The sequence below is a fragment of the Aquincola tertiaricarbonis genome (genome assembly GCF_023573145.1).
GTDB classification, from domain to species: domain Bacteria; phylum Pseudomonadota; class Gammaproteobacteria; order Burkholderiales; family Burkholderiaceae_C; genus Aquincola; species Aquincola tertiaricarbonis_B.
This window is the reverse complement of the sequence record NZ_CP097635.1, coordinates 517,694-535,698: the sequence shown is the minus strand read 5'-3', so window position 1 is coordinate 535,698 and position 18,005 is coordinate 517,694. Positions and strand designations below refer to the sequence as shown.

Sequence of the window (18,005 nt, the reverse complement as noted above, 5' to 3'; positions counted from 1 at the left end):
TCAGGTCATCGAAAGCCGGCGCTGGTCGCCGGCTTTTTTGCGTTCACATCAGCCGTACAGCCGCTGCGGGTTGTCTTGCAGGATGGCCCGCAGCCGCGCCTCGTCGCCCACGCCGTGCTTCAGCCACTGCAGCAGGGCTGCCGCGTCCGGCACCGGCTGCACGCGCAGGTGGGGCCAGTCGCTGCCCCACAGCAGCTGCTGTGGGTTGGCCTGCAGCAGGGCCTGCAGGAAGGGCAGGGCGGCCTGGCCGCTCTCGGGCGTCAGGGCCTGGCCGGGCAGGTTGCGGTAGACGCACAGCTTCACATGCACCCGGCCTTCGGCCAGCAGCTGGCGCAGCGCCTGGAAGCCCGGCGCCTGCGGGCCGGCCTGCAGGTCGAAGCCGCCCATGTGGTCGATGACCACCGGCAGCGGCAGCGCGCGGATCGTGTCGGCGATGGCGGGCAGGGCGTCGGTGTCGGTCCACAGCTCGGCATGCAGGCCGGCATCGGCCAGCGCGGGGGCCAGGGCCTGCAGGTCGGCCAGGCTGGCACTGCCGGCAAAGTTGCCGCCCGCGCCGCTGCGGTGGCTGAAGCGCGCCGCGCGTACGCCCCGCGCCCGCAGGCCTCGCAGCGTGGGCAGCTCGCCGGGGCGGGTGACGATCACGCCGCGCCAGGCCGGCCGTTCGGCCAGCGTCTCCAGCAGCAATGAGAGGTCGGTGCCATAGGCGCTGGGGTGCACCAGCACGCCATGGCCCAGGCCCAGGCGCTGCAGCAGCGCCGCATAGTCGGCCTGCGGTGCCTCGGGCGGGGTGTAGCTGCGGTCGGCCGCCAGCGGGTAGCGGGCATAGGGGCCGAAGAGGTGGGCGTGGCAGTCCCAGCCCGTCAGCGCCGGGGCGGTGGCCGTCATGCCTGCACCTCGTGCTGCGGCAGCGCAAAGGCCGGTGCCACGCCTTCGGGCAGCGGAATCTCGTGTGCGTTCAAGGTCATGGCCACCATGGTGTAGTAGCCCACCAGCGCGGTCAGCTCCACCAGCGTGCGCTCGCCCAGCAGCCGCAGCGCGCGGGCATAGGTGTCGTCGGTGATGGAGTGCAGACGCTTGAGTTCCATCGCCACCTGCACGATCACCGTCTCGGTCTCGTCCAGGCCTTCGGGCAGGCGCTGCTGCAGCAGCGCATCGATCACCGGGCGTTCGATGCCGGCCTTCTCGGCCTCGATCTCGTGTGCGTACCACTCGAAGGGCGACTGGCTGGCGCGGCCGGTCACCAGGATGGCAAGCTCCGCCTGCCGGCGGCTGAGACCCGTGCCGTAGCGCAGCAGCGCGCCCAGCGCCGACCAGCGCTCGGCCAGCTCAGGGTTGTGCAGCGCCGCCCGCAGCGGGCCCTGGATGCGGCCGCGCGGGCCGTTGACGATGCTGTCATGCACCCGCCGCTGTTCGGGCGTCATCGTGTCGGGGTGGGGCAGGCTGATGCGGGGCATGGGCGGGCGTGTTTCCTGTCTAGACAACTGGCGGGCCGGCGGCGGCCGGCAGCGCCGAGCTTAGCGGCACACCGGCGCCAGCGCGACGGCCCGTCCGGCATGGCTGCTATGCCGCGGGCGGCAAGCCGGCCGTCGGCTGGCTGGAGTGCCACATGCCGCTGCGCGCCATGTCGCCGACGATGCGCACGATCTGCGCGGCCACCGCGGTCACGGCCTTGGCCGGGCCTTTTTGCCGCGCCAGCGCCATGCTCACGCTGCGCTGCAGCGGCGGGTTGACCAGGCGCGCGGCCTGCAGCCGGCCTTCCTGCAGCTCCTGCCACACCGCATGCAGCGGCAGCACGGTGTACAGCCGTTCCTGCGCCACCAGCAGCTTCTGCAGCGGCAGGCTGTCGGCCTCCAGCGCGGGCACCAGCGTGATGTGGGCCTGCCGGGCCATCGCATCCAGCGCGGTGCGCAGGCCGTTGGGCGCGCTGGGCAGGATGAAGGGCAGCTCGTGCAGGGCGGTCAGCGGCAGCTCGTCGGCGGCGGTCAGCCGGTCGCCCCGCGGGCCGATCAGGTAGCTGTCCACTGTGGCCAGGGCCTCTTCATGGTCGGGCAGGCTGGCGCCGTAGCGGTACAGGATGGCGATGTCGATGCGCGCATCGGCCAGCCACTCTTCCACCTGCCCGCTGGAGCCTTCCAGGATCTTCAGGCCCAGCTTGGGGTGCTGGGTGCGCATCTCCTTGTACAGCCGCCCCACCAGCGGCGAGCCGATGGACGGCAGCAGGCCCACCGTCACGCGGCCGCTGAGTTCATGCGCCTCTCCGCGGATCTCGCGTTCCAGCTGCTGGGCATCGGCCAGCAGCGCCTTGACCTGCGGAAAGATGCGCCGGCCCACTTCCGAAAGCTCCACGCCGCGGCCGGTGCGGGTGAACAGGCGCGTGCCGCACTCGCGCTCCAGCGCGTTGAGCTGGCGGCTCAGCAACGACTGGTTGCTGTCCAGGAACAGCGCCGCCCGCGTCAGGCTGCCCAGCTCGCCGATGGCCAGGAAGGCCCGCCACTTGTGCAGGTCGGCGGCGATGTCGAGCTGGATGCCGGTGGGCTTGTTCGTGGAAGGCGGCGTGGGCATCGGCAGGTGCGGCGGTACGGCAGGGGGGCCGGCGATTTTGCGCCGGCCGCAGCCTGGTCACTCCCAGCGGATACCCAGGGCCTTGACCAGCGCCGCCGAGCGCGCGCTCTCGCCCCGCAAGAAGGCCGCGAACTGCGCCGGCGTGCTGGCCACCGGGTCGGCGCCTTCCTGGTCCAGCCGGGCGGCCACTTCGGGTGCCTTCAAGGCCTCGGCCACCGCCTGCTGCAGCCGCGCCAGCAGCTCGGGCGGCGTGCCGGCCGGCGCCACCATGCCGTGCCAGTTGCTGATGGCCAGGCCGGGCAGGCCGGCCTGGGCCGTGGTGGGCACGTCGGGCAGCTCGGCCAGGCGTGCGGGGCCGGCCACCGCCAGTGCCAGCAGGCGGCCCGCCGCGATGTGCGGCCGCACCAGCGTCACGTCGGCCACCATCAGGTCCACCTGGCCGGCCAGCAGGTCGTTCAGCGCCGGGCCGGAGCCCTTGTAGGGCACGTGCACCAGGTCGATGCCGGCCTCGCGCTTGAGCAGCTCGCCGCCCAGGTGCGGCACGGTGGCATTGCCGGCCGAGCCGAAGTTGAGCTGCCCCGGCGCGGCCTTGGCCTTGGCCACCAGCGCGCCCAGGCTGCGCACGCCGGTCTTGGGGTGCACCACCAGCACCTCGGGCACGGCCACCACCTGCGTCACCGCGGCCAGGTCCTTCAGCGGGTCGAAGGGCATGTGGCGGGCGATGTGCGGCGCCACCGTCAGCGCGCCGGCCAGCGAATAGCCCAGCGTGCTGCCATCCGGCCGCGCCTTCACCACCTCGGCCAGGCCGGTGACGCCGCCGGCGCCCGGCTTGTTCTCCACGATCACCGTGGTGCCCAGCACCCGGCCCAGCGCGTTGCCCACCAGGCGGCACATCGCGTCGGCCGAGCCACCCGGCGCCAGCGGCACCACGATGCGCAGCGTATTGCCCGCCCAGGGCTCGGCGGCCAGGGCCCAGCCTGTGGCGGCCAGGCCCGCCGCCGCTGCGGCGCCTTGCAGCAGGCGTCGGCGCTGCAGGTCAGAACACATGCTTGATCCCCGCGGCCAGCAGCGAGGTGCTGGCGCCGGCCTGCACCGGGCCATAGGCGCCGGTGGCATCGGACACGGTGTAGCTGGTGCGGCTGTTGTTGCCCAGGCGCGACCAGCCGGCATACAGGTCGGTGCGCTTGCTCAGCGCATGCACGTAGTTCACGCTCACCTGGGTGAAGTCGAAGTTGCGCACGGTGCGGTCGTCGTAGCGCTTGATGGACAGGCTCAGCTTGCCAACGCTGCCGGTGCGCACCGAGCCGCCCACCAGCCAGCTGCGGTACTTGCGGCTGAACACGCTGCTGGTGCTGGCCGGCGCTGCCACGGTGCGTGAGGCTTCCCACGCGCCCGATTGCGCCAGCGCCGCCACCGAGAAGCGCCCCAGCTCCTGCTTCACGCCCAGCGTGAAGGCGCTGTCGTGCTGGTCGTCGGCCACGTCGCCCACCCGGGCGTAAGACAGGCCCGCCAGCGTGCCGCCGCTACGGTACAGCAGGTTCAGGCCCTGGCTCTTGCGGGCGCCGCCGCTGCCGCCTTCACCCGCGGTGGCCTGCAGCCGCAGCGACACGCCACCCCAGGTGGGCGACAGGTAGTTCACCGCGTTGTCGTTGCGGGCCGAGGTGGTACTGGCGGCGCCCGTCCACAGGCTGCTGCTGGCGGTGCCGATGCCCAGCGCCATCGGGTCGATGGGCTGCACCAGGTAGAAGGCGGGCGCATAGTCGCGGCCCGCTTCCACCGTGCCCCAGGGCCCCGACAACGACACCAGCGCCTTGCGGCCGAACATGCGCCCGCCCTGTGCCAGCTGGCCGTTGTCGATGGTGATGCCGCTCTCCAGCGTGAAGGCGGCTTGCAGGCCGCCGCCCAGGTCCTCGGTGCCGCGGAAGCCCAGCCGGCTGCCGTAGAGGCAGCCGCTGCTCACCGCATTCAGGCGCTCGCTGCCCAGGTCGGCGCTGGCCAGGCAGCCGTCGATCAGCCCGTACACGGTGACGCTGGTGCCGGGCGAGTTCTGCGCCGCTGCGGGCAGGGCGCCCAACGTGGTGAGGGCAGCCAGGGCCAGGGTGGTCAGGGCAGATGCTTGTCTAGTCAAGACGTGTCTCCATCGGGGTGTTGTTGTGGGCCCGGACTCTAGGAAGCGAGGCCGGCTGCAGCCACCCGGCGCGGCGGCATAGCTGCATTGCACCCACGGCATAGCTGATTTGCGCCGGCCCCGGCTTACCCCACGCGCCCTGGGCCAGGACACTGGCGCCATGCCAAGAAGGAGACATGCGATGCTGAAGAACCGACGTAGCGCCTGCCTGGCGCTGGCCGCCGCGGGCGCCTGGCTGGTGGCCCCGGCCGTGCAGGCCCAGGCCTGGCCGGCCAAGCCCATCCGGCTGGTGGTGCCGTACTCGGCGGGCGGCCCCACCGATGCCATTGCGCGCCTGGTGGCGCGGCAGCTGGGCACGGCGCTGGGCCAGACGGTGGTGGTGGACAACAAGGCCGGTGCCGGCGGCACCATCGGCATGACCGACCTGGTGCGCTCGGCGCCCGATGGCTACACCTTCGCGTTGATCGCACCCGGCCCCCTGGCCGGCATGCCCAACCTGATGAAGCTGCCCTATGCCACCACCGACGTGCAGTACCTGACGCTGGTGGCCCGCATCCCCTCGGTCATCGTGGCCGGCAAGGACGTGGGCGCATCCACGCTGCCCGAGCTGATCAAGGCCGCCAAGGCCGCTCCGGGCAAGTTCAACTACAGCTCGGCCGGGCCGGGCACCACGCCGCACATCGGCTTCGAGCTGCTGAAGCAGCAGGCCGGCATCGACGTGCAGCACGTGCCCTACAAGGGCGCGGCGCCGGCCGTCACCGCGGTGCTGGGCGGCGAGGTGCAGTTTGCGATGGTGGACCTGCTGCCGGTGCTGCCGCATGTGAAGAGCGGCGGCCTGAAGATCCTGGCCGTGGCCGGCGCGCAGCGCGCCCCGCAGGCGCCGCAGGTGCCCACCACGCAGGAGCTGGGCCTGCCCGGCGTGAAGATGGACACGCTGTACGGCGTGGTGGCGCCCAAGGGCCTGCCGGCCGAGGTGCAGAAGAAGTTCCGCGACGCGGTGGTGGCCGCGGTGAACGCGCCCGATTTCAAGGCGCAGCTGCTGGAGCAGGGCGCCGTGGCCATGACCAGCACGCCCGACGAGTACCGCGCGCTGATGCAGGCCGAATCGGACAAGTGGCGCGAGGTGGTCAGCAAGGGCCACATCACGCTGGAGTAGCCCGGCCATGCGTATCGCCCAGGCCCGCATCACCCCCTGCACCCAGCGGCTGAAGGACCCCGGCTGGAAGTTCGCCCGCGCCCAGGTGCCGCAGCTGGAAGGCTGGCTGCTGCAGCTGACCGACGACGACGGCCACACCGGGCTGGGCTATGCACATGCCATCCCGGCCATCACCACGCAGGGCAGCGGCGCGCAGGCGGCGCTGCAGTTCCTGCTGCCGCGCCTGCAGGGGCGCGAGGTGGGCAGCATCGCCGAGGTGGTGGAGGAGATCGATGCCACGCTGAACTACGCGGCCAGCGTCAAGGCCGCCGTCGACATGGCACTGCACGACCTGCAGGCGCGGCGCCTGGGCGTGCCGGTGCATGTGCTGCTGGGCGGCGCATTACACACGCGGCTGCCGCAGTCGCGCATCCTGGCCATCAAGACGCCTGCCGAAATGGCGGCCCAGGCCGCGGCGCTGGCCGCTGAGGGCTACGGCCAGCTCAAGCTCAAGCTCAGCGGTGACACGCTGCTGGACGCGCAGCGCATCGCCGAGGTGCGCAGTGCGGTGGGTGGGGGCGTCATGCTCACGCTGGACCCCAATCAGTCGTACAGCGCCAAGCAGATGCTGTCCGCTTTCGCTCGCTTCGAGCGGCACGACATCGCGCTCATCGAGCAGCCGGTGCCCGCCGCCGACTGGGCCGGGCTGGCGCTGCTGACCCGCACGCTGCCGGTGGCGGTGGAAGCCGATGAAAGCGCGCAGACGGTGCACGACGTGTTCCGCCTGGTCAGTGAGCGCATGGTGGACGTGATCAACCTCAAGGTCACCAAGCTGGGTGGCCTGCGCCGCTTCATGCAGGCCGCCAAGCTGTGCGAGGCCGGCGGCGTGGGCGTGCGGGTGGGTGCGGCCTTCGGTCCCGCGCTGCTGCAGGCCATGAGCCTGCAGGCCGCCAGCACGGTGGCCGCGCTGCCTATCGCTTGCGAGCTGGCCGAGCACCTGCACCTGCTGGACGACCCGTTCGAGCCGCTGCCGGTGGCGCAAGGCAGCCTGGCGCTGCCGGCCGGGCCGGGCTGCGGCGTGGCGCTGCGCAACGGCTGAGCCGCCGCCCGTGCGCTACAGCCGCCGGGCCCAGTGGTGCACCGCGGCGGCCACCGCGGCCGGCTGCTCGGGCAGCAGCGCATGGCTGGCACCTTCGATCACCGCCACCTGCACCGCGTCGCCCAGCGCCTGCCGCAGTTCATCGCGGGTGTGGGCGGGCCGCCAGGGGTCTTGCGCGGCCTGCAGGTCGAGCAGGGGCACGGCGGTGTGCGGCCACCACTGGTCTTTCGGGGGCAGCGCGCCCGCGGCGCGGTAGGCGGTGCGCCACTGCGGATACCAGCCCTGCAGCCACGGCCGTGCATCGCTGCCGGGCGCGAAGAAGGCCTGCCGCAAGGCCTGCAGCCGGGCGGCTTCGGGCTGCAGGGCGTCGGCCGCCAGGTCCAGCGCGGCGGTCAGCCCGGGCGGAAACAACCGCGCCGCGGCGGCCAGCAGGGCCACGCCGCGCACCCGCTGCGGATGGTCCATCGCCGCCACCCGGGCCACGAAGTGGCCGAAGGCATGGCCGGCCAGCACCGCGCTTTCGATCTGCAGCGCGTCCAGCACCGCCATCACGTCGGCCGCCAGCAGATGCAGGCTCAGGTGCTGCATCGGCCCGCGGCTGCCGGCCATGCCCCGCGGCTGTGGCCGCAGCACCTGCCAGCCGGCGCCGGCCAGCTGGGCGGCCAGCTCGTCGCAGTCCAGCGAATCGCGCAGGGAAGAAGGCAGCAGCACCAGCGCCGGCTGCTGCGGCGCGCCGTCCACGCACACGTCCAGGAGGGCGCCGTCGGGCGTGGGCAGCAGCAGGCGCTGCGGGGCGGGCCCGCTCATTCGTTGGTGGCGCCCGAGCGCTTGACGATCTCGGCCCACTTCGGAATTTCAGCCTGCATCAGCGCCGCGAATTCGGCCGTCGTGCCGAAGGTGGGCTGGATGCCCAGCTTGACCAGCTGCTGCCGCAGCGCGGTGTTGGCCATCGCCTTGCCCAGCGCGCGGTGCAGCGTGGCCAGCACCTCGGGCGGCGTGCCGGCCGGTGCCAGCACACCCAGCCAGTTGGAGACGTCGTAGCCCTTCAGGCCCGATTCGGCCAGCGTGGGTACCTGCGGCAGCGCCTCCATGCGCTTGAGCGAGGTGACGCCCAGCGCCTTGACCTTGCCGTTGCGCAGGTGCTCCTCGTACACGGTGTACGAGTCGAAGGTCATGTCCACGCGGCCGGCCAGCACGTCGGTGAGCAGCGGCGCGCTGCCCTTGTAGGGCACATGCAGCAGGTCCACCCCGGCCAGCGATTCGAACAGCGCGCCGGACAGGTGGCTGGAGCTGCCGTTGCCGGCCGAGCCGTAGCTCAGCGCCCCGGGTCGGGCCTTGGCCAGCGCGATCAGCTCGGCCACGTTGCGCGCCTGCACCGAAGGGCCCACCACCAGCACGCGCGGCGTGATGTGGGTCAGGCTGATGGGCGCGAAGTCCTTGATCGGGTCGTAGCGCAGCCGCGGGTACAGCGCCGGGTTGATGGCCTGCGTGCCCATGGTGGCGAAGAACAGCGTGTAGCCGTCGGCCGGGGCCTTGGCCGCGGCTTCGGCCGCCGGCGCGCCACCGGCGCCACCGCGGTTGTCGACGATCACCTGCTGGCCCAGCACCTCGCCCAGCTGCTGGGCCATGCCACGGGCCATCACGTCGGCCGCGCCGCCCGCCGGAAAGGGCACGATCAGCCGCAACGCCTTGTCCGGAAAACCCGCCGCCTGCGCGGCGAGGGGGCACAGCAAGGTGGCCAGCAGCAGGCGGCTGGCCCGTCGGCGCAAGGGGTTCATCGCGGTCGTCTCCGTGGTCTTTGGCGGCGATTCTGCGGCGCTGCACCGGCCGCACCCAGCCGCCGCGGCGCATAGCTGGTATGACCCCGGCGTCGCCGGCCGTGCCCGGCCTCGGCATACTGGGCTCCATGGCCAAACCCGTTCCCGGCACCCTGTCGCTGTTCTCCGACCTCATCCATGCCGACCCCGGCACGCCCTTCAAGCTGTCGGCCGTCAACCCGGCCGACAAGCGGCTGGGCAGCGGCGACAAGGAAGAAGACAAGCGCCGTGTGGAGCAGCTGGCGGTGCAGCTGGACGAGCTGCAGAACCTGTTCTACGCCGACAAGCGCTTTGCCATGCTGGTGGTGCTGCAGGGCACCGACACCAGCGGCAAGGACGGCACCTTGCGCGGCGTGTTCGGCCGCATGAGCCCACTGGGCGTGCATGCGGTGGCCTGGAAGGCGCCCAACGCCGACGAGCGCGCGCACGAGCCGCTATGGCGCATTCACCGGGCGCTGCCGGCCAAGGGCGAGATCGTCGTCTTCAACCGCAGCCACTACGAGGACGTGCTGGTGCCGGTGGTGGGCAAGACCATCTCCGCGCGCGAGACGCAGCAGCGCTACGCCCGCATCAACGACTTCGAGCGGGCGCTGACGGAAACCGGCACCGTCATCTGCAAGTTCATGCTGCACATCAGCAAGGACGAGCAGCGCGAGCGGCTGCAGGCGCGGCTGGACGACCCGGCCAAGCGCTGGAAGTTCGACCCCGCCGACCTGGTGGCGCGCCAGCAATGGGCTGCCTACCAGCGCGCCTATGCGGCGGCCATCAGCGCCACCGGCACGCCCTGGGCGCCGTGGATGGTGGTGCCCAGCGATTCCAAGACCCAGCGCAACCTGGTCATCGCCACCGTGCTGGAAGCGCGGCTGCGTGCGCTGGGCCTGCGTTTTCCGCCGGCGCCGCCTGAGCTGGCGGGCCTGAAGGTGGTGTGATGCTGCGCCACCGCCTGGCCGCGACCGGCCTGGCCCTGGCTGCGCTGGGTGCCGGGCTGGCGGCGCCGGCAGCCGCGCAGGCCTTGCGCTGCAACGGGCACCTGGTGAACGTGGGCGAGAGCAAGCTGTCGGTGGTGCGCAAATGCGGCGAGCCCGCCTGGCGCGAGGCCGTGTGCGTCAGCCGCGAGCTGTTCATCTGGCCGCAGCCGGTGGTGCCCGGCCAGGTGCTGCAGCCGCTGATCACGCCGCAGTGCGTGCCGATGGAGGAGTGGACCTACGACCGCGGCGAAGGCCAGTTCCTGGGCATCGTGCGCTTCCGCAATTCGTCGGTGGAGTCGATGCGAGACGGCGAGCGGATGAGGTAGCTCACCCCAAGCTCGGGCTCAGCGCGCCGCCAGGCCGTTGAAGCAGGTGCTCATCACCATCTCGACGATCTGCGCATCGGTGAACTCGCCGGTGCCCTGCAAAAAGCCCAGCACCGGGTCGCAGCCGCGGGCATACAGCGTGTACAGCACCGCGATCGGCGGCAGCTTCGCGTCGAGGCTGCCATCAGCCTGCGCTGCCTCGATCCACGCGCCCAGCCGCTCGCTCAGGCCCATCAGGCCGTTCACGTAATCCTCGTTCTGCATCAGCGCGCCGCGCAGGCTCGAGTTGTGGCTGGGCAGTGAAGGCAGCTCCCCCTGCAGCTGGGCCTTCAGCGTCCAGCGGGTGGCGGCCTTGAGCTTGTTCAGCGGCGTGGTGGGCGCGCCTTCGGCCGTGGCGTCGTCCAGCGTGTCGAGAAACGCCAGCGCCCGCTGCAGCATGCGCACCATGGCGGCAGCGGCCAGGTCTTCCTTGCTGGGGAAATGACGGTACAGGCTGGCCTTGGCAATGCCCACCTCGGCGGCCACGTCGTCCACCGTCATCGCCTCATAGCCGCGCTCGGCCAGCAGCCGGTTGACCACCTGCACGATGGCGTCTTCCCGCGCCAGGTGCATCTGCGCGCGAAAGCTGCGCTTGGCCGGCGGCGCTTCGTTCTGGTTCTCGGTTCTGGTTCCCATCACACCCTCTTTCCCGGAAGCCATGTTGGCGTGGAAAGACTCGCTCGTCAATATCCACACCAATTGGTATTGAATGAGACTGATCAGTCTACTTGGAGACCAAGTGGTTAGCATGCAGCCTCCACAGTCACCCGGGAGCTTCCATGCAGTTCAGAAGACGTTCCTTGTTGCTGGCCGCGACCTTGGGCGCCGGCACCTCGCTGTTGGCCGCCTGCGGCAATGACGACGACGACCACGACCGCAACATCGTGCAGGAGGCGCAGAGCCGCCCCGACTTCAGCATCCTGGTGGAAGCGGTGGTGGCCGCCGACCTGACGGCCACCCTCAGCGGCACCGGCCCGTTCACCGTGTTCGCGCCCACCAATGCGGCCTTTGCGGCGCTGCTCACCGAACTGGGCACCACCAAGGAAGCGCTGCTGGCCAACAAGCCGCTGCTGACCACGGTGCTCACCTACCACGTGCTGGCCGGCAAGGTGTTGAAGGCGCAGGTGCCGGTGGGCACGCCCATCACCACGCTGCAGGGCAGCACCTTCACCGTCGGCAGCGACCTCGTCATCACCGACGCGCGTGGCCGCCGAAGCGCCATCGTGGCCACCGACATCGAAACCACCAATGGCGTGATCCACGCCATCGACAAGGTACTGCTGCCTGCAGTGTGACCTCGCTCTTTTCTCCCTCACCAACCCCTGAAACCAGAAGGAAGACCACCATGAAGAAGATGCTGATTGCCGCCGCCCTGAGCGTGGGTGCCATGACCGCCATGGCCGCCGACATCGTCGACACCGCCGTGTCGGCCGGCCAGTTCAACACCCTGGTCACCGCCGTCAAGGCCGCCGGCCTGGTGGACACGCTGAAGGGCCCGGGCCCGTTCACCGTGTTCGCGCCCACCGACGAAGCCTTTGCCAAGGTGCCGAAGGCGCAGCTCGACGCGCTGCTGAAGGACAAGGCCGCGCTGACCAAGGTGCTGACCTACCACGTGGTGCCCGGCAAGGTGATGGCCGCCGACGTCAAGGCCGGCAAGGTGAAGACGGTGGAAGGCTCCGAGTTGACCGTCAGCACCACCGGCGGCGTGAAGGTGGACAAGGCCAATGTCGTGAAGACCGACATCGCGGCCAGCAATGGCGTGATCCACGTGATTGATGCGGTGATCATGCCGGCGAAGTAAGAGGCAGGGCCCCGGGCGGCTGGGTGTATGTGAGCCCGGGCGCTTGGCGCTGGCGCATGTGCGGCGGCACTGGGCCGGTGCAAACTTGAAGTTTCTGTTTTCGGCGGCACGTGAAACTCTCGAAGGGGATGCACTGGCGTAGTCTGTCGCACCATGCCGCGTCTGGCCTGTTCGCTTGCGATCCTGTGGGCGTCTGGCACTTAGGGATTTGGCGCGGTGCCTGCGGAGGCGCGGTGCTGTTAGGTGCAAAAGCTTTGCGTTGACATTCTCGCAAGCGACAAGTTCGCTTAACGAGTTGGTGAGTCCGGTCCAAACTAACGGCTACTCTTTTCCGCAACCCCTTCGTGACTCCGTTTGACTGAGGGTCGGGGACCAGGAGGCACTCAGCGTCGACTACGCCGGTTCGATGAGCGTGTTGAGACGGGCGAACGGGACCCGCTAAGGATCCTTGGACTTCATAGAATGTGTAGAACCGTAGATTGAGATGAACGCTCCGCATGGCGCCTAGAAAGCCTAGGCCCGGCTATTGAAACCCATGTCAGAACGAAAAGAGAGGCTGAATCGCGGTCGCGACTACTCGTCCACGTCGTCGAACACACTTTTGCTTTTATTGGTCGTGGGCGTTGCTTGGACAGCCTCCTCAGCTTCCAGTTTTTGATAAGGCGTTCCCTCGTATCGCTCTTGTAATTCCCGTTGAGCCTCTTCAACTAGCTCTCGCAGATTCGCTGCCTCAGCCTGCTGGTCTTCGTCAAATAAGTCCTCACTTTCGATAAAGTCCAGCGTTCTATTGATTTCATAGAAGACATCGAATGGATCACTTTCAGTGTCCCACTCGTTCTTCAGGTCTTCAATCAACTGCGTACCATTTGCTAGCACGTCAACGCCAATGTTTAGTGCGGCCGACTCATATTCGGTGTCTGTGAGTAGCGCCCGGAAGGCCGATGACTCAAGTGGTTTACACGTCCGATCCCGTTCACACGTCTGCACGATGCGAGCGGCGACTTGCTGCCGTACTCCTTCATCAAGGAGCCCGGCACGGTTTAGCTTGCCGATTACTCCGATGCCACTGTCATACGGCGACATGTTAGATAAAGAAATTAGTTCGTCAATGTTCTTTCCTGCAAGATACATGACGAGAAAATCGTTCGAGCATCGGCTATTTAAGAAGACTAACTTCGGGTGTTGCCAGGAATGGTCCTCCCACGTGTAGTCATCCAATCTCTTTGCAACCACTTGAAATCGCGTGGGCGGAACAATGATTTTTACGCCTTGAATCGAGGTTTCACCGCAGGTCACTTCCGCCAACATTCGCTTTGTGGTTACTCCTGCAAGATAAATATCTATTAGTTCCGGATTCCTGCCAACCATAGTGGCGTACGCGTCACGAATCGTCGGATGACGGAAAGTCCAGTACGAGACTGAAGCGTCATCGATGCGCTTCAGTAGGGAGTCGTCCAAGCTGACTAGCGCGGACTTAACCTCTCCGACGCTAACGTCAAGAGATTCGAGCACGGTGGCCACATTTGCATCCACTGTCAAAGGTATCGGCAGCCTTCCAGCTGCGATGAAGACCAATCCCAAAGCCGCTTTTTCGGAAGCAGCAAGTGTGTCGACTACGTCCAAAAGCACTTGTACCGGTTCCGCGAAGAAGTTAAGGACTTCCGCTTCGTCTCCAGAAACTTTTTTGGTGAACTTCGGATGAGCAAATCGTCTTGAGATCTCGGGCAAGAATTTTGGGACTTTGGCTGCAGCTTCCAAGAACGGTTTTACGCGTGACTTGAACTCGCGCGGCTGGGAGCCCGATTTCAGATGGTTGTAGAGAATCATCTCTCTTTCAGCCTGCGTCAGGTCGTCAACCTTGATTACCACACGACTGTCGTCGAATAGTTCAAAGGAACTCACTTTCAAATCGCGCTTGGCTGCTGCGAATATATAGTCACGGGAAGTGAAGACCACTCTCGCGCCGGCCTTAATCGCCGCTTTGAGTTTCGTGAGATGCAGATTCCACTCTCCGGCGCGAGACGCGTCGTACTGCGTAGCTCCAAATGCATCGTCCACCCACAAGAACTGTCCCGGGTCGTCTGGGTTCCAGTACTTTGAGAAGTCCGCGGGACTACTCACCATGATGGTTTGCAGTTGCCACTCGTCCGCGGCGGAGAGCGCCATCAAGTTTGCGATCATCGTCTTCCCGCTGGCGGGCTCACCAATGAGCAAAACAAATCCGTGTTCTTGGAGCGCATGCGCACTTTTTCGATATGCGGATGTCGGTACGAAGCAACCCAAGTCTGGCGCAATCGAGTCGAGAACCTTTCGAGCTTGAGCATATGCCTGATGTGTGATGATTTGCGTCAAGTCACCTAGCCCGTAAATCCGTGGTACGAGTCGACGTAGGCGAGGACTGGCTGCAATGGTCTGATCCAACCATTCGGAGCCATACACCAAAGCGCGTTTTGCCCCTGCGTCGACAAAATTCTTCTCAAGCTCGCCCGCGAGGTTTGCTGGAAGAGAATAGTTGGTTACCAAAAAGTAGGTATCGCAAAGTCCTTCAGCCGCAAGACGGGCGACCTTCTCTAGTTCGCCGTTAACGACGCTGTTGTTTAGAGATTTTGAGGCCTTGCTGGTGTGCTTGCATTGAACACAGAAAGTGCCGTAATCCGTGGCCTTGTTCGCTTCTGGTGACCAAATACCTTTGAATGCGGCATCACGTCCGCCATCGGCGCCTTCGGCAAAGGTTTGCAGGGTCTGGCCAAGTATGTCCCGGAACACACACGACACAAGATCCTCAAAGGCTTTCCAGCCCAGAATGTGTAGATTGAAAGTAGGTGTCGTCATCTTGGCGCAGTGGAGTTCTGCATGAGATGTTACGACCTACCCATCTCTTCGCCACACTGGCTTTTGCTCCGCCGTCCTATAGTTCAGGCTGTAGATAGTGAGCCGACCGAAGCCCCACGCAGACCCGATGCACTGGTAAGTGCAATGCGACAGCATTCCAAGCTCACGAGGAAGCGGTCTGCTCTCCAACCAACTCTAGATCTCGGGCGCTTCTCGTAAGCGGGCGGCATCCAGGGCGTAGCGGCTCAGGCCCTTGCTCCGGAGACTCTGCTCCATTTCACAGTCGCCCGCCCTAGCGCCTAGCAGTGGCGCTTGCCAAGTCGCGTGGCCCGGCCAATTTATTGATCGATGTCTCGACCGCCACTTGGTGCAGCGCAAGGTCGAGTCTCATTGCTGCCTCCACTGACCCTGCAAAGGCGAGGCGGACCACAGCCAACGCGCCAACCACGCGCCGATGCTGCGGCCGCCTCACGGCTCCCCCTCCCTCCGGCCGGCAGCCTCTCCCACCGATCAGCCGATCTTCAACTGATCCGCCTGCGCCACCCCACCCATCGCCGGGTCGCTGATGCCGTCTGCGCCGGTCTCCATCCGCCCTGCAAACCGGCGGCTGAAGTCGGCCTGGCCGTTCACTTTCACGGTGAAGTCGTACCAGTGGCTGCTGGCGCCCAGCGGGCAGCGCACCAGCTGTTCGCTGCGGGCCACCACGGTGTACACGCCGGGCGTGGCCGCGAAGTAGGCATTGGCCGCGATGCTGAAGGTGCAGGGGCCGCTGCCGGTGTTGACCAGGCGCACCACCAGGTCGCCGCTGGCCTTGTCGTAGCTCACTTCCACGTCGGGGTTGGGCTGCGCAGCCGACACCGCCCGGCGGGCATTGCCGGTGAAGTGGCGGTGAAAGCCGTTGGGGCCCAGCACCCACAGGTCGTAGGCGCCGGCGGCCTCGGCCGTCCAGCTGCCCACCAGCTGCTTGCCCGCTTCCACCGTGTAGCGGCGCGGAATGGCCGACAGGTTCTTGCGGTCGTACACATGGAACACCGCGGCCTGCGCACCGGTGTTGCGGAAGGTCAGCTCCACCTGCGTGGCGCCCAGCTGGCGGTTGGCCACCACGCGGGCGGTGGCATGCAGCTCATAGGGCAGCGCGCGCGAGGGGCGCACGCCCACCGCCTGCGAAGGCAGCGACAAGCTGCTGGGCGTGGGCGGCGTGGTCCGCTTCGACAGCGCGCGGGCCTGATCGGCCAGCGCCAGCGTGGCCGGCAGCTGCGCGAAGAAGGCGTGGTCGTTCGGGTTGCGGAAGTTGAAGGCGCTGGTCAGGTCGCCGCACACCGCACGGCGCCACGGGCTGATGTTGGTCTCGGCCACGCCGAAGCGCGCTTCCACGAAGCGCAGGACTGAGGTGTGGTCGAACACCTGCGAGTTCACCCAGCCGCCCTTGCTCCACGGCGACACCACGTACATGGGCACGCGCGGGCCCAGGCCGTAGGTGCGGTGCAGGTAGGTGGGCGATGAGCCGTTGAGGATCTCGTTGTACTCGGCGCGTGCATCGGCGGTGGTGCCGCCGGCAAACTGGCCCGCGGCCACCCAGGCCGGCGGGGCCGGCGGCGGCACGTGGTCGAAGAAGCCGTCGTTCTCGTCGAAGTTGATGAAGAGCACCGTCTTGCTCCACACCTCGGGGTTGGCGGTCAGCGCTTCCAGCACCTTCGAGGTGTAGTCCGCACCCTGCGCCGGGCTGGAGGGGCCGGGGTGTTCAGAGCCTTCGGCGGTGGCCACGATCCACGACACCTGCGGCAGCTTGTTGGCCAGCACGTCCTCGCGCAGCTTGTCCAGGTCGCGGGTGGAGATGCCGCGGTCCTTCAGCGCCTGCGAGTAGCCGGGCCGGTTGTACCAACCATCGCGGTAGGCCTTGAAGCCCGCCAGCGAGTTGTCGGTGAAGTTGTCGGCCATGTTCTGGTAGACCTGCCAGCTGATGCCGGCCGCCTGCAGCCGCTCGGGGTAGGTGGTCCAGGTGTAGTCGGTGGCCGGGTTCTCGTTGAACCAGTCGTGGCTGTTGTCGGTGGAGGGGCCGTTGCCCTGGCCCAGCCCGTCGTTGGTGCCGGTCCACAGGAACAGGCGGTTGGTGTTGGTGCCCGTCTGCGACGAAGCGTGGTACGCATCGCACAGCGTGAAGGCGTTGGCCAGCGCAAACTGGAAGGGCATGTCCTGCTGGGTGTAGTAGCCCAGCGAGTGGTTGTTCTTGGCCACCGTCCAGCGGTTCATGCGGCCCTGGTCCCAGGCGGCCTGGGCATCGGTCCAGCTGTGCGGCGTGCCCTCGACGCGCATGTGCGCGAAGGTCTGCTTGGTGTTCAGCGCGAAGGGCGCGATGGCCGGCGGGCCACCCACCGGCGGGCGGCCGGGCAGCTGTTGCGATTGCGGGTTGGGCTGCACGAACACCGTGCGGCCGGTGATGCCGTTGGCATCGGCCACCGGGATCGGAAAGCGGTCACCGAAGCCGCGTACGCCGTTGAGCGTGCCGAAGTAGTGGTCGAACGAGCGGTTCTCCTGCATCAGGATCACGATGTGCTCGACGTCGCGCAGCGTGCCGGTGCGGTTGTTGGCCTCGATGGCCAGCGCGCGCTGGATGGCCGGCGGAAAGGTGCTGAGCACGGCGGTGGCGCCGGTGGCCGAGGCCACGCTGCGCAGGAAGCCGCGGCGGTCTTGGGAAGAGGTCATGGCGGTGGCTCCTGGTGGACTCAAGCCTGGCGGCGGCGGGCGAAGAAGGCGACGGCGCCCAGGCCGGCCAGCATCAGCGCGTAGGTGCCGGGTTCGGGCACGGCGGCGGTGAAGGTGAAGTCGTCCATGCCGAAGCCGCCGTGCGCGGCGCTGTGCACGCGCACCTCGTCCACCAGGCCGGCGTAGCCGCTGGCCAGGAAGGCGGGCGTGCTGCCGGGCTGCAGCAGGGCCGAGCTGCCCACCTGCTGGCCCTGGTAGAAGAGGGCGAAGCTCACCGCCGCGTCTTCATAGCCCGAGAACCAGGCGCCCTGGAAGGTGGCCGCCTGGTTGAAGCGGATGGTGCTGGTGTCGTTGGTGGCCGACCAGTCGGTGGCCAGCAGGCGGTCGCCCGAATGGGCCGGGAACAGCATCGGGTCGCTGAACGACAGGAAGGACTGCGACCAGTCGAGGCCACCGTATTGCGCCGGCAGCGCGCCGTCGGACAGGTCGTCGAAATTCAGCACCGTGGCGGCATGGCCGGCCAACGGAGCGATGAGGGTGAAGGCGAGGGCCAGGGCGCAGCCCCAGTGATTGGCTTGTCTAGACATGTTCAACT

General features: G+C 67.8%; 17 protein-coding genes. 6 read left to right on the top strand and 11 right to left on the bottom strand.

Features of this window, described 5'->3' with window-relative positions; translation table 11 throughout:
- Positions 1–48 precede the first annotated feature (48 nt).
- The 5 genes from MW290_RS02405 to MW290_RS02385 form a co-directional block, all read right to left on the bottom strand.
- Positions 49–885, bottom strand: a complete 837-nt coding sequence (locus MW290_RS02405) for an amidohydrolase family protein (RefSeq protein ID WP_250195728.1) — start codon at positions 883–885, stop codon at positions 49–51.
- Positions 882–1,454 (bottom strand): carboxymuconolactone decarboxylase family protein, encoded by a 573-nt coding sequence (locus MW290_RS02400; RefSeq protein WP_250195727.1) that lies wholly within the window; start codon positions 1,452–1,454, stop codon positions 882–884. Before MW290_RS02400 ends, MW290_RS02405 begins: the two co-directional genes overlap by 4 nt.
- A 106-nt stretch (positions 1,455–1,560) precedes the next feature.
- Entirely contained in the window at positions 1,561–2,562 is a 1,002-nt protein-coding gene (locus MW290_RS02395; RefSeq protein WP_250195726.1) for a LysR substrate-binding domain-containing protein, read from the bottom strand.
- 57 nt (positions 2,563–2,619) lie between these two features.
- Positions 2,620–3,609 (bottom strand): Bug family tripartite tricarboxylate transporter substrate binding protein, encoded by a 990-nt coding sequence (locus MW290_RS02390; protein WP_250195725.1) that lies wholly within the window; start codon positions 3,607–3,609, stop codon positions 2,620–2,622.
- On the bottom strand, positions 3,599–4,690 hold the full coding sequence (locus MW290_RS02385; RefSeq protein WP_250195724.1) for a porin: 1,092 nt from the start codon (positions 4,688–4,690) through the stop codon (positions 3,599–3,601). Before MW290_RS02385 ends, MW290_RS02390 begins: the two co-directional genes overlap by 11 nt.
- 181 nt (positions 4,691–4,871) lie before the next feature.
- Here MW290_RS02385 and MW290_RS02380 point away from each other — a divergent pair, with 181 nt between their 5' ends.
- Both MW290_RS02380 and MW290_RS02375 read left to right on the top strand, forming a co-directional pair.
- Positions 4,872–5,846 (top strand): Bug family tripartite tricarboxylate transporter substrate binding protein, encoded by a 975-nt coding sequence (locus MW290_RS02380; RefSeq protein WP_250195723.1) that lies wholly within the window; start codon positions 4,872–4,874, stop codon positions 5,844–5,846.
- Positions 5,847–5,853: 7 nt separating this feature from the next.
- Entirely contained in the window at positions 5,854–6,924 is a 1,071-nt protein-coding gene (locus MW290_RS02375; protein ID WP_250195722.1) for a mandelate racemase/muconate lactonizing enzyme family protein, read from the top strand.
- 15 nt (positions 6,925–6,939) lie between these two features.
- Here MW290_RS02375 and MW290_RS02370 read toward each other — a convergent pair whose 3' ends face one another.
- Entirely contained in the window at positions 6,940–7,731 is a 792-nt protein-coding gene (locus tag MW290_RS02370; protein ID WP_250195721.1) for an alpha/beta fold hydrolase, read from the bottom strand.
- Positions 7,728–8,702 (bottom strand): Bug family tripartite tricarboxylate transporter substrate binding protein, encoded by a 975-nt coding sequence (locus tag MW290_RS02365; protein ID WP_250195720.1) that lies wholly within the window; start codon positions 8,700–8,702, stop codon positions 7,728–7,730. Before MW290_RS02365 ends, MW290_RS02370 begins: the two co-directional genes overlap by 4 nt.
- A 128-nt stretch (positions 8,703–8,830) precedes the next feature.
- Between MW290_RS02365 and MW290_RS02360 the strand changes: the two genes are divergently transcribed.
- Both MW290_RS02360 and MW290_RS02355 read left to right on the top strand, forming a co-directional pair.
- Positions 8,831–9,670 (top strand): PPK2 family polyphosphate kinase, encoded by an 840-nt coding sequence (locus tag MW290_RS02360; RefSeq protein WP_250195719.1) that lies wholly within the window; start codon positions 8,831–8,833, stop codon positions 9,668–9,670.
- Positions 9,670–10,035 (top strand): DUF2845 domain-containing protein, encoded by a 366-nt coding sequence (locus tag MW290_RS02355; RefSeq protein WP_250195718.1) that lies wholly within the window; start codon positions 9,670–9,672, stop codon positions 10,033–10,035. The genes MW290_RS02360 and MW290_RS02355 overlap by 1 nt, the downstream gene beginning before the upstream one ends.
- 18 nt (positions 10,036–10,053) lie before the next feature.
- Here MW290_RS02355 and MW290_RS02350 read toward each other — a convergent pair whose 3' ends face one another.
- A complete protein-coding gene (locus MW290_RS02350) occupies positions 10,054–10,710 on the bottom strand; it encodes a TetR/AcrR family transcriptional regulator (protein WP_250195717.1) in 657 nt (218 codons plus the stop codon).
- Between the two features lie 143 nt (positions 10,711–10,853).
- Between MW290_RS02350 and MW290_RS02345 the strand changes: the two genes are divergently transcribed.
- A complete protein-coding gene (locus MW290_RS02345) occupies positions 10,854–11,369 on the top strand; it encodes a fasciclin domain-containing protein (RefSeq protein ID WP_250195716.1) in 516 nt (171 codons plus the stop codon).
- Between the two features lie 50 nt (positions 11,370–11,419).
- Positions 11,420–11,875, top strand: a complete 456-nt coding sequence (locus MW290_RS02340) for a fasciclin domain-containing protein (protein ID WP_250195715.1) — start codon at positions 11,420–11,422, stop codon at positions 11,873–11,875.
- 573 nt (positions 11,876–12,448) lie between these two features.
- Here the strand turns inward: MW290_RS02340 and MW290_RS02335 are convergent.
- The 3 genes from MW290_RS02335 to MW290_RS02325 form a co-directional block, all read right to left on the bottom strand.
- Positions 12,449–14,707, bottom strand: a complete 2,259-nt coding sequence (locus tag MW290_RS02335; protein ID WP_250195714.1) for an nSTAND3 domain-containing NTPase — start codon at positions 14,705–14,707, stop codon at positions 12,449–12,451.
- 510 nt (positions 14,708–15,217) lie between these two features.
- Positions 15,218–17,410 carry a phosphocholine-specific phospholipase C gene (locus MW290_RS02330; protein ID WP_250195713.1) on the bottom strand — a complete coding sequence of 731 codons (2,193 nt, stop codon included), beginning with the start codon at positions 17,408–17,410 and terminating at the stop codon, positions 15,218–15,220.
- 20 nt (positions 17,411–17,430) lie between these two features.
- The gene (locus MW290_RS02325) at positions 17,431–17,997 is read right to left on the bottom strand and encodes a PEP-CTERM sorting domain-containing protein (RefSeq protein ID WP_250195712.1); all 567 of its coding nucleotides are present in this window, start codon (positions 17,995–17,997) and stop codon (positions 17,431–17,433) included.
- Positions 17,998–18,005: the final 8 nt, after the last annotated feature.